The organism is Bradyrhizobium sp. Kon10 (assembly GCF_055807395.1).
Genome location: NZ_JBVVOZ010000014.1, coordinates 37,351 through 52,935 on the forward strand (window position 1 = coordinate 37,351; position 15,585 = coordinate 52,935).

16 protein-coding genes and 1 tRNA gene are annotated in these 15,585 nt (G+C 62.4%); 5 read left to right on the top strand and 12 right to left on the bottom strand.

The features are described from left to right. The first annotated feature begins 218 nt into the window (after positions 1–218). A complete protein-coding gene (locus tag AC0L2O_RS20210; protein ID WP_369723324.1) occupies positions 219–458 on the top strand; it encodes a hypothetical protein in 240 nt (79 codons plus the stop codon). 123 nt (positions 459–581) lie between these two features. Here AC0L2O_RS20210 and AC0L2O_RS20215 read toward each other — a convergent pair whose 3' ends face one another. Further along, the gene (locus AC0L2O_RS20215; protein ID WP_369723323.1) at positions 582–1,556 is read right to left on the bottom strand and encodes an alpha/beta fold hydrolase; all 975 of its coding nucleotides are present in this window, start codon (positions 1,554–1,556) and stop codon (positions 582–584) included. 150 nt (positions 1,557–1,706) lie between these two features. Here AC0L2O_RS20215 and AC0L2O_RS20220 point away from each other — a divergent pair, with 150 nt between their 5' ends. Both AC0L2O_RS20220 and AC0L2O_RS20225 read left to right on the top strand, forming a co-directional pair. Beyond that, positions 1,707–2,330, top strand: a complete 624-nt coding sequence (locus tag AC0L2O_RS20220; protein WP_473370937.1) for a TetR/AcrR family transcriptional regulator — start codon at positions 1,707–1,709, stop codon at positions 2,328–2,330. Positions 2,331–2,495: 165 nt separating this feature from the next. Beyond that, positions 2,496–2,948: a DJ-1/PfpI family protein gene (locus AC0L2O_RS20225; protein ID WP_473370938.1), complete on the top strand. Its 453-nt coding sequence runs from the start codon at positions 2,496–2,498 to the stop codon at positions 2,946–2,948. A gap of 333 nt (positions 2,949–3,281) precedes the next feature. Here the strand turns inward: AC0L2O_RS20225 and darG are convergent, their stop codons facing one another. The 9 genes from darG to AC0L2O_RS20270 form a co-directional block, all read right to left on the bottom strand. Continuing rightward, positions 3,282–4,343 carry a type II toxin-antitoxin system antitoxin DNA ADP-ribosyl glycohydrolase DarG gene (gene darG / locus AC0L2O_RS20230; protein WP_473370939.1) on the bottom strand — a complete coding sequence of 354 codons (1,062 nt, stop codon included), beginning with the start codon at positions 4,341–4,343 and terminating at the stop codon, positions 3,282–3,284. After that, positions 4,343–4,984 carry a type II toxin-antitoxin system toxin DNA ADP-ribosyl transferase DarT gene (gene darT / locus AC0L2O_RS20235; protein WP_473370940.1) on the bottom strand — a complete coding sequence of 214 codons (642 nt, stop codon included), beginning with the start codon at positions 4,982–4,984 and terminating at the stop codon, positions 4,343–4,345. The genes darG and darT overlap by 1 nt, the downstream gene beginning before the upstream one ends. Positions 4,985–5,522: 538 nt before the next feature. Further along, positions 5,523–5,600, bottom strand: a tRNA-Pro gene (locus tag AC0L2O_RS20240). 111 nt (positions 5,601–5,711) lie between these two features. Then, a complete protein-coding gene (locus tag AC0L2O_RS20245; RefSeq protein ID WP_473370941.1) occupies positions 5,712–6,287 on the bottom strand; it encodes a MerR family transcriptional regulator in 576 nt (191 codons plus the stop codon). A gap of 24 nt (positions 6,288–6,311) precedes the next feature. After that, positions 6,312–6,653, bottom strand: coding sequence for an integration host factor subunit alpha (locus AC0L2O_RS20250; protein ID WP_028171641.1), 342 nt, complete (start codon positions 6,651–6,653; stop codon positions 6,312–6,314). Between the two features lie 134 nt (positions 6,654–6,787). Next, a complete protein-coding gene (locus tag AC0L2O_RS20255; protein WP_473370942.1) occupies positions 6,788–7,768 on the bottom strand; it encodes a beta-ketoacyl-ACP synthase III in 981 nt (326 codons plus the stop codon). Beyond that, positions 7,765–8,826: a phosphate acyltransferase PlsX gene (gene plsX / locus AC0L2O_RS20260; protein WP_369723299.1), complete on the bottom strand. Its 1,062-nt coding sequence runs from the start codon at positions 8,824–8,826 to the stop codon at positions 7,765–7,767. The genes AC0L2O_RS20255 and plsX overlap by 4 nt, the downstream gene beginning before the upstream one ends. Positions 8,827–9,123: 297 nt before the next feature. Continuing rightward, positions 9,124–9,693, bottom strand: a complete 570-nt coding sequence (locus tag AC0L2O_RS20265) for a YceD family protein (RefSeq protein ID WP_473370943.1) — start codon at positions 9,691–9,693, stop codon at positions 9,124–9,126. Then, a complete protein-coding gene (locus tag AC0L2O_RS20270; RefSeq protein WP_473370944.1) occupies positions 9,690–10,241 on the bottom strand; it encodes a ubiquinol-cytochrome C chaperone family protein in 552 nt (183 codons plus the stop codon). The genes AC0L2O_RS20265 and AC0L2O_RS20270 overlap by 4 nt, the downstream gene beginning before the upstream one ends. A 98-nt stretch (positions 10,242–10,339) precedes the next feature. Here AC0L2O_RS20270 and AC0L2O_RS20275 point away from each other — a divergent pair, with 98 nt between their 5' ends. Next, entirely contained in the window at positions 10,340–10,846 is a 507-nt protein-coding gene (locus tag AC0L2O_RS20275) for an outer membrane protein assembly factor BamE (protein ID WP_369723296.1), read from the top strand. A gap of 96 nt (positions 10,847–10,942) precedes the next feature. Continuing rightward, on the top strand, positions 10,943–11,944 hold the full coding sequence (locus AC0L2O_RS20280; RefSeq protein ID WP_473370945.1) for a Bug family tripartite tricarboxylate transporter substrate binding protein: 1,002 nt from the start codon (positions 10,943–10,945) through the stop codon (positions 11,942–11,944). Between the two features lie 276 nt (positions 11,945–12,220). Here AC0L2O_RS20280 and AC0L2O_RS20285 read toward each other — a convergent pair whose 3' ends face one another. Continuing rightward, positions 12,221–14,341 (bottom strand): sodium-translocating pyrophosphatase, encoded by a 2,121-nt coding sequence (locus AC0L2O_RS20285; RefSeq protein WP_473370946.1) that lies wholly within the window; start codon positions 14,339–14,341, stop codon positions 12,221–12,223. Positions 14,342–14,576: 235 nt separating this feature from the next. Then, a complete protein-coding gene (gene thiL, locus AC0L2O_RS20290) occupies positions 14,577–15,575 on the bottom strand; it encodes a thiamine-phosphate kinase (protein WP_473370947.1) in 999 nt (332 codons plus the stop codon). Positions 15,576–15,585: the final 10 nt, after the last annotated feature.

Here is a 15,585-nt window from a genome sequence, read left to right on the forward strand (position 1 = left end):
CGGCGCTGCCCCCACAATCGGTCATTCCTGTCGTTATTCGTTGGGTTCCCCGTAGTTGTCCGGCTTCGGTTTAAGGGGAAATTTTTTACAATCCGAATCGCCAAATGAGGGTGGACGCTGGATCGAGTCGGCCAGGCCAGCGTGTTGTTTGTGTCACAGGCTCTGGCACTAGGCTTGCATCCTCTTCGTCGTCAGAAACTATCGATGAGGTGACTGGAATGTTCATAACCGTCGTTGCCGTGCTCTGCCGGCTTGGCGCAGCTGCCTCTGGCGGCTGTGTCGAGGAAATCGTGACCGACAGCAACATGACGCCCGAGATGTCGATGATGCAGTGCGCGATCGGCGCACAGGCTCCGCTTGCGAAATGGATGGGCGAGCATCCGATCTATCACGCCAACTGGCGCCTCGACCGCTACAAATGCGTGCCGGGTCACTACGAGATCAAGGGCCACGCCTGAGGGCCACGCAAAACGACTGCTATCGAGGAGACGCCCCGGAGGCCGCCTTGTCGCTCCGCATGGGCACCGCTAGCGCCAGCCGCTTGAGGCAGCGCGCTCTGTGACAACGATCACGCCTTCCCCTCAAGCAATCGCACGCAGAATGATCGCACGCGCCTGCCGCCCCTCCGGCGTCGGCATCAGCGCATAATTGTGCGGCTGATCACGCAAAAGCTGCAGGTCAACCGGCACGCCCACCGCCCTCGCCCGCTCCGCAAGATCGACGCTATCGGGGTAAAGCAGATCGCGCGTGCCCGAGAAGATCGTCATCGGCGCGAGTGAGCGGAACGCGCCGTTGAGCGGGCTGACGAAGGGATGGCCGACATCGAGTTCGCCGGCATAGAGCCGTCCCGCTTCGACAATCCCCGGAATGTCCTGCATGGGATCACGCGCGGCGATCTCGACCTGCTCCGGACGGCTGATCGACGCATCCGCCGCGGGCGAGATCAGCACCAGCCGGTTCGGCTGCCGATGCCCGTGATCACGCAGCCATTGGCAGGCGGCGAGCGCCAGGCCCGCGCCGGCCGAATTGCCGACCACGGTGACTTTTGCGGGACCCGCATCCTCCAGCAGCATCCGCAACAGCTCGGCCGTCGCCGGCACGACGTCCTTCGCGGTCGCGCGCGGCGCAAGCGGATAGATCGGCACCACGCAGACGACGCCCGCCTTGCGCGTCATCTGGCCAACGAAGCGCCAGTGCGCCGGCACGATCTCGTTGATGTAGCCGCCGCCATGCAGGAACATGACGTAGTTGCAGCCCTCATGGCCCAATGGCGGCGCCGTGTAATAGACCGGCCACCCTCCCATCTTGGTCAACGTCGCCTCGACGCCGCGCCCGAGCCCCGTCGGTTCAAACGAGGCCGGCTCCAGCGCGAGCTTTTGCACGTGCGCCTGCACCGCCTCGGCGGACGCGAGCTGTGCCTTGTAGGGAAGCTGCCTCAGCAGCATGTTGAAGGCGCGGCTTTGCAGGCTTGGTGCGGGATCGCGCCGGGACGGCGCACTGAAGACGCAACCGCCCGGACAGAACTGCAAGGCCGACACAAGTCTTGCAACACTCATCTTGCAACGCTCATTTTTGCAAAACTCATGGCTACATCCCCATCTGGCTCTTTCGGCAGGGCGACAGAGAGGCTTGCCGACCCGCCGCCATTTGCCGCTATAATGCGAGCATTCACTCGCTTTTCCTACTCGCATTCAGATCACAAGGTCGTGGCCAGCAAACCGCCCACAAAACCCCGGAAAAATGCCTCGCAGGAGCGATCCCGCGTCACCGTCGACGCCTTGGTCGAGGCAACCGCTCGCATTCTTGTCAAGGAAGGTTTTGAGAAGGCCAGCACCAACCGCATCGCCGAAGTCGCAGGCGTCAGCGTCGGCTCGCTCTACCAGTATTTTCCCAGCAAGGAGGCGCTGGTCGCGGCGGTGATCGACCGTCACAACGAGAAGATCATGCAGGTCGTGCGCGCCGCGCTCGCCGAAGTCGCCGACTTTCCGATCGAGAAAGCCGTGCGCAAGCTCGTGACCGTCGCGGTCGAAGCTCACCGCATCGACCCAAAATTGCATCGCGTGCTCGCCGAGCAGATTCCCCGCACCGGTCAGCTCGCCTACGTCGAAGCCTTCAACCGCGAAGTCCACACCCTCGTCCGCGCCTATCTCGAAAGCCGCCGCAAGGAGATGCGCAGGATCGATCCGGGGCTCGCCACCTTCATCTGCGTCAGCACGATCGAAGCAGTGGCGCACAACGCGGTTCTGAACCAGGCGGAGCTGTTGTCGGAGAAGATGGTGCGGGCGCTGGTGGACGAGACGACGCGGATGGTGGTCGGGTATTTGAGGTAATGTTGCTGCGCCGGGAAGCCTTACCGAGAACCAGGACGCGGACTCATGAATCGGCAGCCACAACCTGATGGATGCGCTTTGAAGGCCTTGTCATGATGGATAGCGATGTCCGATGGATCTGGATGTCCTGTTCGTCCCTGGCGGTCTCGGGGATCCATCGCCTGCATGAAGGACGCGGAAGTCACCGCCTTCGTCGCCTCGAGAGGTGCTCGCGCTCGTTATGTGACGAGCGTTTGTACGGGATCATTGGTGCTCGGCGCCGCAGGCCTGCTGAGAGGATATCAGGCCACGTCGCACTGGTATGTTCGCGAGCTGTTGCCCTTGATGGGCGCTACGCTCAAGGCAGAGCGCGTCGTCGAGGATCGCGACCGCATCACTGCTGACGGCGTGACCTCCGGGATCGACTTTGGGCTGACGCTCGCGGCTCGCCTCTCGAATGAGGAAACCGCGAAGCGGATCCAGCTTCTGATCGAATACGATCCAAAGCCACCATTCGCCGCCGGTAGCGCGGAGGGCGCCGGACCGGCGCTGACACAGGAGATCCTAAAACGTCGCGCACCTCTTATTGCCTCGGCCCGAAAAGAGGCCGAGACGGCCAAAGAGAGGTTAGGTATCTAGCGCCTCGTGAAACGTTTCAAGGCGGACGGGGCGCGAGCATCCGATCTATCACGCCGACTGGCGCCTCGACCGCTACAAATGCGTGCCGGTCCACTACGAGATCAAGGGCCACGCCTGAGGGCTCCGCAAAACTACTGATATCGAGGAAACGCTCGGGGGCCGCCTTCGCTCCGTATGGGCACCGTGAAGCGCCAAATTGGTCATTGGCTGACCAATTCGAGCACTTTCATCAAGCATCAGATTCGCGATGCAGCGCGGGTCGTGGACCTCAGTCATGTAAGGCACTTCAATGGAGAGAGACGCGCTCCCTCAAGGAAAGCGCGCTTTGCTGGATCAATTTTTGAGACGCGTAAGAGCCAATTCAATCATTGAATCTTCGAATAGTCTCAACTTGCGCTGTGAGGCTTCACCGCCTCCGAGCCAATTAGCGAGACCCTTTTTCACATCATCCAGTGTTGGCTCGACCTTATCCTGATTGAGCAACCAATCGACAGTAGCCAATAGCTCCATGCCGAGCGGGTACTCGAAACCGTCGATCAAGCCCGTCGTTTCATCCAGAGCCCCGACGAATTCTTTCGCCTCTGTGGTCTTGAGATAGGTGGCTACAACATCTTTCTTTGCACTCTCGAACCAAATCGTATCGAGAATGTTTGCATCAGCCACGCGCCTCTCGCAGTGAAGATAACTTCCATCCAAGTTATTTAGCAAATACCCCAAAGTCGGAGCGTACGGGCCGAACTTGTCGGCTTGGAATTTCAGCCCAAGCGGGCTTGCCAACCCACTTGCTACTATCTTTCGCTGAAGAAGATAGGCGAGCTTCTGAATCTCCAGGAGCGTACATTCAAACCCTAGGACCGAATAACGGCGAACCAGTTCTGCAACCAATGCTCGCGCCGATGTCAACTTCTCGACGCCCTCAGCTTTCGCGACGTTTTGATAGCGCGCTGTCGGCTCGTAAACTACGACCTGAACGTCAAGATTACCCATCGCCGATTCGATCAGCGGCCGAACGCGCTTCCAATCCAAACCGCCATTGCCGCTCCCTAATGGCGGCAGAGCAATCGACTTGATTTTATGCTCACCAATGAACCGCACCAAATCTTCTAGCCCATCCTTGATCCATTCGATCTTGGACGGATTGCGCCAATGCTGCTTAGTAGGAAAGTTTATGATCCACCTCGGTCCGCCCATCAGATCTTTTCGTTCAGTAGCGAAGATATGGCCGACCTTAATCTCATGCTTCTTGCAGGCAGCGCAATACGCACGGAAGTTCTCAGGGAATGTTTCCTTGAACATCAAGGCAATCCCCTTCCCCATTACACCAACTGTATTCACCGTATTGACCAAAGCCTCAGTGTCAGCCTTGAGCAGGTTACCCTCAGTGAAGGTAATCATCAGAAGTACCATCCTCGTTTGGTGTGGACTTCCAGGTTTAGCTTGCGCTTAGACACTAGTTCGTTTGCCCACGATTTTTTCTTTTCATCACAACACGCCACGTAGAGAAGAGCATCGGTTGGCATGTGCTTATGTACTAACGCCTCTGCCATGTACCGATTCGTCTTATCGGGATCGTCGTTGTTTCTACTGAAGTCGCTGTTTCGAAGAATCGTCCAATCGATTTTCTCGAGACCGTCCGTCTTGTCGTAGTAGTTTGCCAGTGAGGCGCACGCGTGCCTGTCCGTCATGATGAACGGCACCCCCTTCTCTTTAAGGCGCGCAAGCGAAGCGACAAGAATTACGATCTGGTCGTTGTCTCTCTGCTGCACAGTGCGGCCAGTATGGATGTTGTAGGCCATCATCGACCGTGGCGTGAAGTAAAACGGGACGTAGTCGCTCAAGGTCCCTTTGGGCGCAACGGGAACAGCCCACGTCTTCCGCTTGTCGATCAGCTCTACGAGTCCGATGTTTACGAAGTTTGGGTCCTGCTTTGTGGAATTCCGACAGTGAAGGCCGTTATCCAATATCCAAGGCAGATTATCTTTATGGGTGATGCGGAAGATTAGCGCATTGTCCGCTGTAAGCTCCGGCAGCGCCAAAACTCCCTCCCCTAAGGAAGCAAAAACCTCGCATCGCAGAGACACAGGAAGAGGGCTTGCCCGTCAAGACGGATCCTCAAGACTCAATATCGCCAGAAGAACATAATAGGAACACAGGTGTGTTGTCAACATAAACGTTGACATTCGACGCGTTCAACTCCCCCGCCTAACTCGCGCAGCAAATCGACGGTCAGCCTCAACGTCGCGTCCGGCAATCATCCCTACTGGACGTCGCGGCTAAAGGCGACTTCACCCAAGGTCTCGGCGCTGCCTTGAGCTTGTACGCAACTGAAGCAGATTCCGCCGATCTCACATGACTGCCACGATGACATCATGTCCCCTGCTTTGCACGACGCGTCAAATCGCTTCGGAAAAAACGAATCCTGCCAATGACTTCGCTACTGTGCATGGGGGTTGTTTTCGGCATTTTTGGTAACGGCCACCAAAGCGGCCACGCGCTCCAGAGCGCCACACACGGATCGTGGCGGCAGCAAGCTCCACGCCGCCGATCAATCCGCCCGACAGATGATTTGAAAAATGGTCGGAGCGAGAGGATTTGAACCTCCGACCCCTAGTCTCCCAGACTAGTGCGCTAACCGGGCTGCGCCACGCTCCGAACGTCGTTCCATTAGCTAGGATCGCTGCTTTGCGCAAGGCGAGGTCACACCAATTTGGTGTCTTCGCTGATAGCGTCCGGAACCGCCCGCAAAACCGGCGGACTTGCCGCTCAGCCGTCCTTCAGCGCCAGATCGAGCATTTCCCGGCAGGCGACGAGGTCGCTCAGCACCCGTCCCAGCCGCTCCCGGTCGATCGCGCTGGGACCGACTGGGGCGGCGGTGCCGCCCTTGCGGAAGGTGGTCAGGATTTCTTCGTCGTCGGTCTCCGAGAAGCGGAAGTCGATGCCTTCCGCCTCCTCGCCCTGGAAATCGTCATCGTCGGTGTCGCGGCTGCCGCGGACGCCGGTCTCCTCCTCGGGCTCCATCAGGCTCGCCCCGATGGCGTCCTCGATCGCGCCGAACGAGACCGCGGCCGAGCTGTCGGCCAGGCCCTGCACCGATTTGACGCCGTGCTCCTTGAGGATCCGCTGTACCCCGCGGATGGTGTAGCCCTCGCCGTAGAGGAGACGGCGGATGCCCTTGAGCAGGTCGACGTCGTCGGGGCGGTAATAGCGGCGGCCGCCGCTGCGCTTCATCGGCTTGATCTGGGAGAATCGTGTCTCCCAGAACCGCAGCACGTGCTGCGGAATGTCGAGTTCCTGCGCTACTTCGCTGATGGTTCGGAACGCATCCGGCGCCTTGTCCAAATGCCAAATCCTTCTGGAGAGCGGTTACGCCTCCGGTTGAACCTTGCTGCCGTCGCCGTTGGTGCGGTGCTGCGCATTGATGCGCTGCTTCAGGATCGCCGACGGCTTGAACACCATGACCCGGCGCGGCGAGATCGGCACTTCGGTACCGGTCTTCGGGTTGCGGCCGATGCGCTGACCCTTCTTGCGGACCATGAAGGAGCCGAATGACGACAATTTCACCGTCTCGCCCTTCTCAAGGCAGTCGGTGATCTCCTTCAGCACGAGTTCCACGAAGGCAGACGATTCCGTCCGCGACAGCCCCACCTTCTGGTAGACGGCCTCGCAGAGATCAACACGCGTTACGGTTTTGCTTGTATCGGTCATCGCCCTGCCCCACATCACGGCGAACAATTCTTGTCTGAAATTATGAGGTTACGATACGACGGTCAACAGCGCTCATCAATGCAGACGCATCGATAATCGGAGCTGATTCCGGCAAAATTTTATCGACTGTGGCCTTACCAGCGCACGAGCGCGGAGCCCCAGGTGAAGCCGCCGCCCATCGCCTCGAGCAAAACCAGGTCGCCGCGCTTGATGCGGCCGTCCTTGCGCGCCGCCGACAGTGCCAGCGGAATCGAGGCCGCCGAGGTGTTGCCGTGGCGGTCGACCGTCAACACCACCTTCTGCGGCGCGATATGCAGCTTGTGGGCGGACGCGTCGATGATTCGCTTGTTGGCCTGGTGCGGCACGAACCAGTCGATGCTGTCGGCATTGAGGCCGGTCGCCTCGAAGGCGTCGACGATCACGTCGGTGATCATGCCGACCGCGTGCTTGAACACCTCGCGGCCCTCCATGCGCAGATGGCCGACGGTCTGAGTCGAGGACGGGCCGCCGTCGACGAACAGTTTCGCCTTGTGACGGCCGTCGGAGCGCAGATGCGTGGTCACCACGCCGCGGTCGGTCGCGGCCTGGCCGGGCTGCTCCTGCGCTTCTAAAATCACGGCGCCGGCGCCGTCGCCAAACAGCACGCAGGTGCCGCGGTCGTTCCAGTCGAGAATGCGCGAGAAGGTCTCCGCACCAATCACCAGCGCCCGCTTGAAGGCGCCGGTGCGCAGGAAATTGTCGGCGGTCGCAAGTGCGAATACGAATCCCGAGCACACGGCCTGCAGATCGAACGCCGCACCATGGTTGATGCCGAGCGCGTGCTGCACGGCGACCGCGGTTGCCGGGAATGTGTTGTCAGGCGTCGAGGTCGCGAGCACGATCAACTCAATCGACTGCGCATCGATGCCTGCATCGGTGAGTGCGGCCTGCGCCGCCTTGATGGCGAGATGCGAGGTGAACTCGCCGTCGGCCGCAATGTGCCGCTCGCGGATGCCGGTGCGCTGCACGATCCACTCGTCGGACGTGTCGATGCGCGCCGCCAATTGGGCATTGGTCACCACCTGCTCCGGCAGATAGGCACCGCAGCCCAGCACGACCGAACGAATTGTCGTCACGAAACATCCTCCGGAGCGGTTGGCACGGAACTGAGCGCACCCCCATCTCGGTTGAGCATCTGATTGATCTTGTTCAGAAGATCGAACTTGGCCATCTCATAGCCAACATCGATCGCATAGGCAAAGCCTTCGGCGTTGGTTCCGCCATGGCTCTTGACCACCACCCCGTTCAATCCAAGGAATACGCCGCCATTGGACTTGTTGGGGTCCATTCTCTCGCGCAGGGTCTGGAAGGCGCGGCGCGCGAACAGATAGCCGAGCTTCGACATCCAGCTCCGGCGCATCTCCTCGCGGAGCAAGGCCGCGATCTGCCGCGCGGTTCCTTCGGCGGCCTTGAGCGCGATGTTGCCGTTGAAGCCCTCGGTGACGATCACGTCGGCCAGCCCCTTGGCGATGCCGTCGCCCTCGACGAAGCCGATATAATCGAGCTGCGGCAGGTTCATCGCGCGCAGGGTTTCGCCGGCCTCGCGGATCTCCTCATGCCCCTTGATCTCCTCGACCCCGATATTGAGCAGACCGACGGTCGGACGCTTCTTGTTGAACAGCACGCTCGCCATCGCCGCGCCCATCAGCGCGAGCGCCACCAGGTGGCGCGCATCGCCGCCGATGGTGGCACCGAGGTCGAGCACGACGGAATCGCCGCGCATGGTCGGCCATACCGCCGTGATCGCGGGACGGTCGATCCCCGGCAGCGTGCGCAGGCAGAAGCGCGCCATCGCCATCAGCGCGCCGGTGTTGCCGGCGGAGATCGCGACATCGGCCTCGCCCTTCTTCACCGCCTCGATGGCGAGCCACATCGAGGAGGTCTTGCGGCCGCGCCGCAGCGCCTGGCTCGGCTTGTCCTCCATGCTGACAGCGACGTCGGTGTGGATGATCCGGGAGGCGGCCTTGAGCTCCGGGTAACGGTCAAGCTCGGGCTCGATCCTGGCGCGGTCACCCACCAGCAGAAACTCGGTCCCGCTGTGCCTGCCGAGCGAGATGGCCGCGCCTGGAATGACCACGGCGGCGCCCACGTCGCCCCCCATGGCGTCAAGCGCAATACGAACCTTGCTTGGCATCAAAATCCCGGAAACCTGGTCTGGTGCGGTCGTCAACTAGCGGGGCCGCGAAATGGGTACGCCACGAACATGGCGACCGGCCAAGCGCGGCGACGCGCTCCGACCGGGGCGCGACAATAGCGTTTTGTGATCCCGAAACAACCTCTTGCCCCCAGTCTTTTGGATTGCGGACGATCTGGCCACGAGTCAGCAAGTTTGAAGGAAATATGGATAAATCAAGCAGATAGCACGATCTTTCAATCCGCCCAGGCAAGCACCTCGCGCGACGGCGCAAAACGGCCCCGCGGGACGGCCGAGCTACGGGCCCTTCTTCTTGTCCTGAAGCGCCTTCAGTGCAGCAAAGGGATTGTCCTCGGGATCGGGAGCGGTGACCTCCGCCTCGAACACGGCACCGGGCTTGCGCGGATAGGGATCAATCGCTAGGAACAGCGCGTCGGTCGCAAGCCGGCCGAGGTCGATGATCCCGTTGACGATCGGCTCCGGCGGATCGGCGACTTCGGGGGGCTCCTGATCGTCCCGCCCTTCCTCGATCAGGTCGGCCAGCCGCCGCACCTCGGCCTCGGGCGCGAATATCAGATCGATCTCCTCGTCGATTTCACTCTCGATCGGATCGAGCGTCACCACGCAGGTCTGGCCGACCCGGGCCCGGACGTGGCCTGTGACATGGATCCGGCCGCCGCTCTTCGGCACGACGTCGAAACTGGCGTGGAGCGGCAGAATTTCGCGCAGACCGGCAAACTCGGCCACAGCCTGACGCTCGGCGGGCGACGCCTCAAGCTCGCGATGTAGGCCGGTGTCCGGAATATGGGCAACCATCACGGGCGCGCGCCAGGGGTCGGGCTTGGATTCGGTCATCGGTCGGTTCATGGCGTCACGTCCTTCCCATTTGGCGCGGGAAACTTGAAGGATCCGAGCAGCAGCGCCTGTTCGCCAGCCAAGCCGAGAGCCGCCTCCGCGGCCTGCGCGTAAACGGCGAGCCGCCGCGCCCGATCGATCCCGGCGCCATTCAAGATATTCTTGCAGATCGCCTGCGCCAGCGCCTCAGCCCCGGCATCGATCGCCTGGTCATAGGCCTGGACGCGGCCGTAAAAGGCCTCGCCGAAGGCCCGCATCCGCTGCGGGACGGTCTGGTCGCCCACGCCCATTTCGCGCAAATTGTCGTCCATGTCCTCGCAGAAGCGGTCAAACAGTACCTGCGACAGCTCCACGCCGTCCTGGGCGGTCCGCAGGCGCCGCAGCAGCAGCCAAAGATGCAGCAGCAACAGGTCGAAACGGCCGTTAACCGTGTCCGGCACGCCCAAGTCCCGGTAAAATATGGGTTCTCGCGCCTGCGTCACGATCATGCCATAGATGGCCTCAATGGTGCCGGCCGGGGTTAGCCGGGGTTTCCTGAAGTGATTGAACGGCCAAAGCATTGTGGTTTCCGCAAGCGGGCGCGCGCGTGTTGCATTCAGAGCCTCCGCCCGGTACTTCAGCGCCTCGCGCGACGCAAGGGGACGGAATCAGTTCCGCAATGACGATAACGAACCAGAGCCGCCCGCGCGCCGACAGACCGCGCGGCCTTCATTCGCGCTGGCGCGCCTTGAATTCGCGCTGGCGCGGCCTGCGCATGCTCGCGGCCGTGACCCTGGTTGGCGCGGCGCTGGCCGGCTGCACCGGTGAGCAATTCCAGAAGGGCTATATCCTGCCGCCCGGCGCGCTCGAGCAAATTCCGATCGGCGCGAGCCAGGATCAGGTGCTGATCGTGATGGGCACGCCCTCCACCGTCGCCACGCTGGACGGTGAAGTGTTCTATTACATTTCGCAGCGCTCGGAGCGGCCGGTCGCCTTCATGAACCAGAAGCTGGTCGATCAGCGCGTCATCGCGATTTATTTCGACAAGAACCGGCGCGTGCGCCGGCTTGCGAATTACGGCCTCCAGGACGGCAAGATCTTCGACTTCATCAGCCGGACCACGCCGACCTCGGGCCAGGAGATGAGTTACCTCGCGCCGCTGTTCAAGCTGCTCAGCTTTAACTGAGGCTTCAGCCTGCGGCGTCGTGCCGCCTCGTGCGGCTTGCCGTCGTGCGCCGGGTTCCCTACGCTCTCTGCAAAACAAGCAGTGGGGGGTGGATTCGTGTCCGAGAAGTTGCTGTCGCGTCGTCGCGTGCTCACCGGTGCTGTAGGACTGTCAGCAGCAGCCATCCTGCCGCGATCGAGCCTCGCCGACTGGAAGCCGACCGAGAATATCCGCATCATCGTGCCGGCCGCGGCCGGCGGCTCGACCGACGTGATGGGCCGGCTGCTCGCCGCTCATCTGCAATCCGCCTGGGGCCAGACTGCCGTCGTGGAGAACCGCTCAGGCGGCGGCGGCACGATCGGCACGGCGGAGGTGGTGCGCTCGAAGCCTGACGGCCACACCATCCTGATCGGCAATCCCGGTCCGAACGCGATCGCCTATAGCATCTTCAAGAACCTCAACTACAAGCCGAACCAGCTGCAGCCGGTCTCCAACATGATCCGGATCCCGAACATCGTCTCGGCGCATCCGAAAACCGGCATCAAGTCGATTCCCGAGCTGATCGCCTACCTCAAGGCCAATCCAGACAAGCTCAGCTACGCCTCGTCCGGCGTCGGCCAGAGCCCTCACCTCACCGGCGCCTGGTTCCTCCAGCTTGCCGGGCTGAAGATGACGCACATCCCGTTCCGCGGTGCCGGCCCCGCGCTCCAGGCTGCCCTCGCCGGCGATATCCAGATCCTGTTCGACAATCTCTATCCAAGCCTGCCGCAGGTGCAGAACGGCACGCTCAACGGCCTCTGCGTCACCACGACCGAGCGCAGCGAGCTCGCGCCGAACCTGCCGACCATGCGCGAGAGCGCGCCGGAGCTTGCGAACTTCGACGTGTCGTCCTGGTTCGCGGTGTTCCTGCCGAAAGGCGCCGCCGCTCCGGTGCTCGAAGCGCTCAATCTTCAAGTCAAGGCGATGCTGGAGCGCGAGGACATCAAGAAGCAGATCACGGCCATGGGTGCCCGCGCCGATTACGGCACACCGCAGCAGTTCTCCGACTTCGTGGATGCCGAGACCAAGAAGTTCGCCGGCATCATCGAGAAGGAAGGCTTGCAGATGGATGTGCAGTAGCCTGTCCCCCGTGCGGCGCAGGCGACTTGAACCAGTTGAAAGCCAAGAGAACAGCCCCCGCCAGCGCGGCCGCCAGCAATGTGCGAGGCCCGGATTGCCGGGAGCCTCTTTGCGTTTTGCCGCAAGCCGGACAGACAGTATCGGCCGCCAACATGTCGCAGCCGCACTGGATACACTTGGTGGTCTCGAACGTCATGGCGACGGTCCCCTGTAAAGCCGACAAGAAAAAACCCGCGGCTTGCACCGCGGGTTTGTCGTTCGGGACGCCTGACAGGTTCAGTGCGCCAGGATCGCCAGCAGCAACAGGGCCACGATGTTGGTGATCTTGATCATCGGGTTCACCGCGGGGCCGGCCGTATCCTTGTAGGGATCGCCGACCGTGTCGCCGGTAACAGCGGATTTGTGGGCATCACTGCCCTTGCCGCCGTAATGGCCGTCCTCGATATACTTCTTGGCGTTGTCCCAGGCGCCGCCGCCCGAGGTCATCGAGATCGCGACGAACAGGCCTGTCACGATCACGCCGAGCAACATCGCGCCAACGGCCGAGAACGCCGCCGACTTGCCGGCCGCGCCACCGCCCGCGATCGCGTAGATCAGGAAGTAGACCACGATCGGCGACAGCACCGGCAGCAGCGACGGGATGATCATCTCCTTGATCGCCGCCTTGGTCAGCAGGTCGACCGCCTTGCCGTAATCCGGCTTGTCGGTGCCCTGCATGATGCCCGGCTTCTCCCGGAACTGCCGGCGCACCTCCTCGACGATCGCGCTGGCCGCGCGTCCCACCGCGGTCATGCCCATCGCACCGAACAGATAGGGCAGCAGACCGCCGAACAACAAGCCGACAACCACATAGGGGTTGTTGAGCGAGAAGTCCGGATTGACGCCGGCGAAGTAAGCGTGGTGCGCCGAGTCCGCAATGAAGAATTTGAGGTCCTGGTTGTAGGCCGCAAACAGCACCAGAGCGCCGAGACCGGCAGAGCCGATCGCGTAGCCCTTCGTCACCGCCTTGGTGGTGTTGCCGACCGCGTCGAGGGCGTCGGTCGACTTGCGCACTTCCTTCGGCAGACCCGCCATCTCGGCGATGCCACCGGCGTTGTCGGTCACCGGACCGAACGCATCGAGCGCGACGACCATGCCGGCGAGCGCCAGCATGGTGGCGGTCGCGATCGCGATGCCGAACAGGCCGGCAAGGCTGTAAGTGACAAGGATGCCGGCGATGATGACGAGCGCAGGCAGCGCGGTTGCCTCCATCGAGATCGCCAGACCCTGGATCACATTGGTGCCGTGGCCGGTCACCGAGGCCGCCGCGATCGACTTCACCGGGCGATAGTCGGTGCCGGTGTAGTATTCGGTGATCCAGATGATCAATGCGGTGACGACGAGGCCGACAATGCCGCATTCGAACAGCGCCGCGCCGGTGAACTCGACGCCGTCGAGCTTGCCGAAGCCGATCAGGGTGTAGATGACGCCGGCAATGCCGACCAGCGACAGGATGCCGGTTGCGATCAGGCCCTTGTAGAGCGCGCCCATGATCGACTGGCTCGGCCCGAGCTTGACGAAGAAGGTGCCGACGATCGATGTGATGATGCAGATGCCCCCGATGGCGAGCGGCAACGTCATCATGTTCATGAGGATCGGCGTCTTGGCGAAGAAGATCGCCGCGAGCACCATGGTGGCGACCGCAGTCACCGCATAGGTCTCGAACAGATCGGCGGCCATGCCGGCGCAGTCGCCGACGTTGTCGCCGACGTTGTCGGCGATGGTGGCCGGGTTGCGCGGATCGTCCTCGGGAATGCCGGCCTCGACCTTGCCGACGAGGTCGCCGCCGACGTCCGCACCCTTGGTGAAGATGCCGCCGCCGAGACGGGCGAAGATCGAGATCAGCGAGGCGCCGAAGCCGAGCGCCACCATGGCGTCGACGACGACCCGGCTGTCAGGCGCGAGCTTCAGCGAATAGACCAAGAAGCCGAAATAGAGCGTCACGCCGAGCAACGCGAGGCCGGCGACCAGCATGCCGGTGATGGCACCCGCCTTGAAGGCGAGCTCGAGCCCGCCCGCCAGCGACGTCGTCGCAGCCTGGGCGGTCCGCACATTGGCGCGGACCGAGACGTTCATGCCGATGAAACCGGCCGCCCCCGACAGGATGGCGCCGATGGCAAAACCGATCGCAACATACAGACCGAGGAAGTAGACGAGCAGCGCGAAGATGACGATGCCGACGAGACCGATGGTGGTGTATTGACGCCGCAAGTAGGCCTGTGCGCCTTCACGCACCGCACCCGCGATCTCCTGCATGCGCGGCGACCCCGCATCCGCGCTCAACACCGAAGACGTCGCCCAAATCGCGTAGACGACGGAAAGCACTCCGCAGAGCACAATCAACCATAATGCTGTCATGTGATTTTTTGCCTCAGATCCTTGATGAACGTACCCCCGGCGCCTTTGTTCTTCCGTCTTGCGGTGCGGCACCTTTATGTTGAACAGGGCCGCCCCTGCCCGAAGGGGCGGCCCTGTTCAGCCACAAGCTTGCCAAAATCAGAATGCGTGTGCAACGCCGTAAGCGGCCGAAAAGGCCGATCTCGGCAGGTATTTAGCCTCGTCCCAAGGGCTTGGACCCAGGCTGGAGCAAGTCCTAGAAGTGACTGTAGGACAGCCGCTTCAATGCCAGTTCCCGGCCCATGCAATCCAGGAAGTGCGGCCGTCCATTGCCCTCGATGATCGTGCCGACCGCCGTGACGCCAATCCCTACAGCCCGCCCGGCGGTAATCAGCGCAAAGCTTTGGGCGGCCGGCACGGTGCACAGCACCTCGTAGTCGTCGCCCCCGGCAAGCAGCGTCTCGAGGCGAACGGCGTTGCGCGCGACCAGACCTGCCGCAATGGCTGAGAGCGGCACGCTCGCCACATCGACCGTGGCCGAGACGCCCGACGCCGCACAGAGTTTTGTTAGATCGCCGGCGAACCCGTCGGAGATGTCCATTGCGGCCGTCGCATCGTCGCGCACGGCCCGCGCCAGCCCATTGCGCGGCTGCGGCACGCGATAGCGCGAGACCAGTGCATCCCTTGCAGCGGGATCGGACGCAAGCGCCCCGGCCAGCGCACCGCCCGTGAGCACGTCGAGACCGAGCGCGGCGTCGCCAATTGTGCCCGTCACCAGGATACGGTCGCCCGGTCTGGCGCCGCTACGGCCGACCATCCGCCCCCGCGGCACGCGGCCAAAGGCGGTGATCGAGATCATCTGCGGCCCCGGCGTCGATACCGTGTCGCCGCCGAGTAGCGGGCAGGCGAAAGTCTTGGCGTCCTCGCCCAGCGCCTCCGCGAATGGCCTGAGCCAGGCATCCTCCTTGCTGCGCAGCGCCAGCGTCAGCACGAAACCGGCCGGTATCGCACCCTTGGCGGCGAGGTCGGACAGGTTCACCCGCAGCGCCTTACGCGCGATGGTATCGGGAGGATCACCGGCAAGATAGTGCACGCCTTCGACCACGGCGTCGGTGGTGACGACGATGTCCTCACCGAGCGATTGCAGGATCGCGGCGTCGTCGGCCAGCCCCAACGCGCCGGGATCGGTCGCCAGCGGCTTGAAATAGCGCGCGATGAGGGAGTCTTCGCCGGAGGGATTCTGTGGGCTTGCCATCAGCGTCGGC

What these genes read in the sequence shown, in the direction of transcription:
- plsX (WP_369723299.1), bottom strand. Translation starts at nt 8,826, where the DNA reads ATGCCAAGCAAGGTTCGTATTGCGCTTGACGCCATGGGGGGCGACGTG.
- AC0L2O_RS20250 (WP_028171641.1), bottom strand. Translation starts at nt 6,653, where the DNA reads ATGACCGATACAAGCAAAACCGTAACGCGTGTTGATCTCTGCGAGGCC.
- AC0L2O_RS20270 (WP_473370944.1), bottom strand. Translation starts at nt 10,241, where the DNA reads ATGCTTTGGCCGTTCAATCACTTCAGGAAACCCCGGCTAACCCCGGCC.
- AC0L2O_RS20275 (WP_369723296.1), top strand. Translation starts at nt 10,340, where the DNA reads ATGACGATAACGAACCAGAGCCGCCCGCGCGCCGACAGACCGCGCGGC.
- darG (WP_473370939.1), bottom strand. Translation starts at nt 4,343, where the DNA reads ATGATTACCTTCACTGAGGGTAACCTGCTCAAGGCTGACACTGAGGCT.
- AC0L2O_RS20225 (WP_473370938.1), top strand. Translation starts at nt 2,496, where the DNA reads ATGAAGGACGCGGAAGTCACCGCCTTCGTCGCCTCGAGAGGTGCTCGC.
- AC0L2O_RS20210 (WP_369723324.1), top strand. Translation starts at nt 219, where the DNA reads ATGTTCATAACCGTCGTTGCCGTGCTCTGCCGGCTTGGCGCAGCTGCC.
- thiL (WP_473370947.1), bottom strand. Translation starts at nt 15,575, where the DNA reads ATGGCAAGCCCACAGAATCCCTCCGGCGAAGACTCCCTCATCGCGCGC.
- AC0L2O_RS20265 (WP_473370943.1), bottom strand. Translation starts at nt 9,693, where the DNA reads ATGAACCGACCGATGACCGAATCCAAGCCCGACCCCTGGCGCGCGCCC.
- AC0L2O_RS20215 (WP_369723323.1), bottom strand. Translation starts at nt 1,556, where the DNA reads ATGAGTGTTGCAAGACTTGTGTCGGCCTTGCAGTTCTGTCCGGGCGGT.
- AC0L2O_RS20285 (WP_473370946.1), bottom strand. Translation starts at nt 14,341, where the DNA reads ATGACAGCATTATGGTTGATTGTGCTCTGCGGAGTGCTTTCCGTCGTC.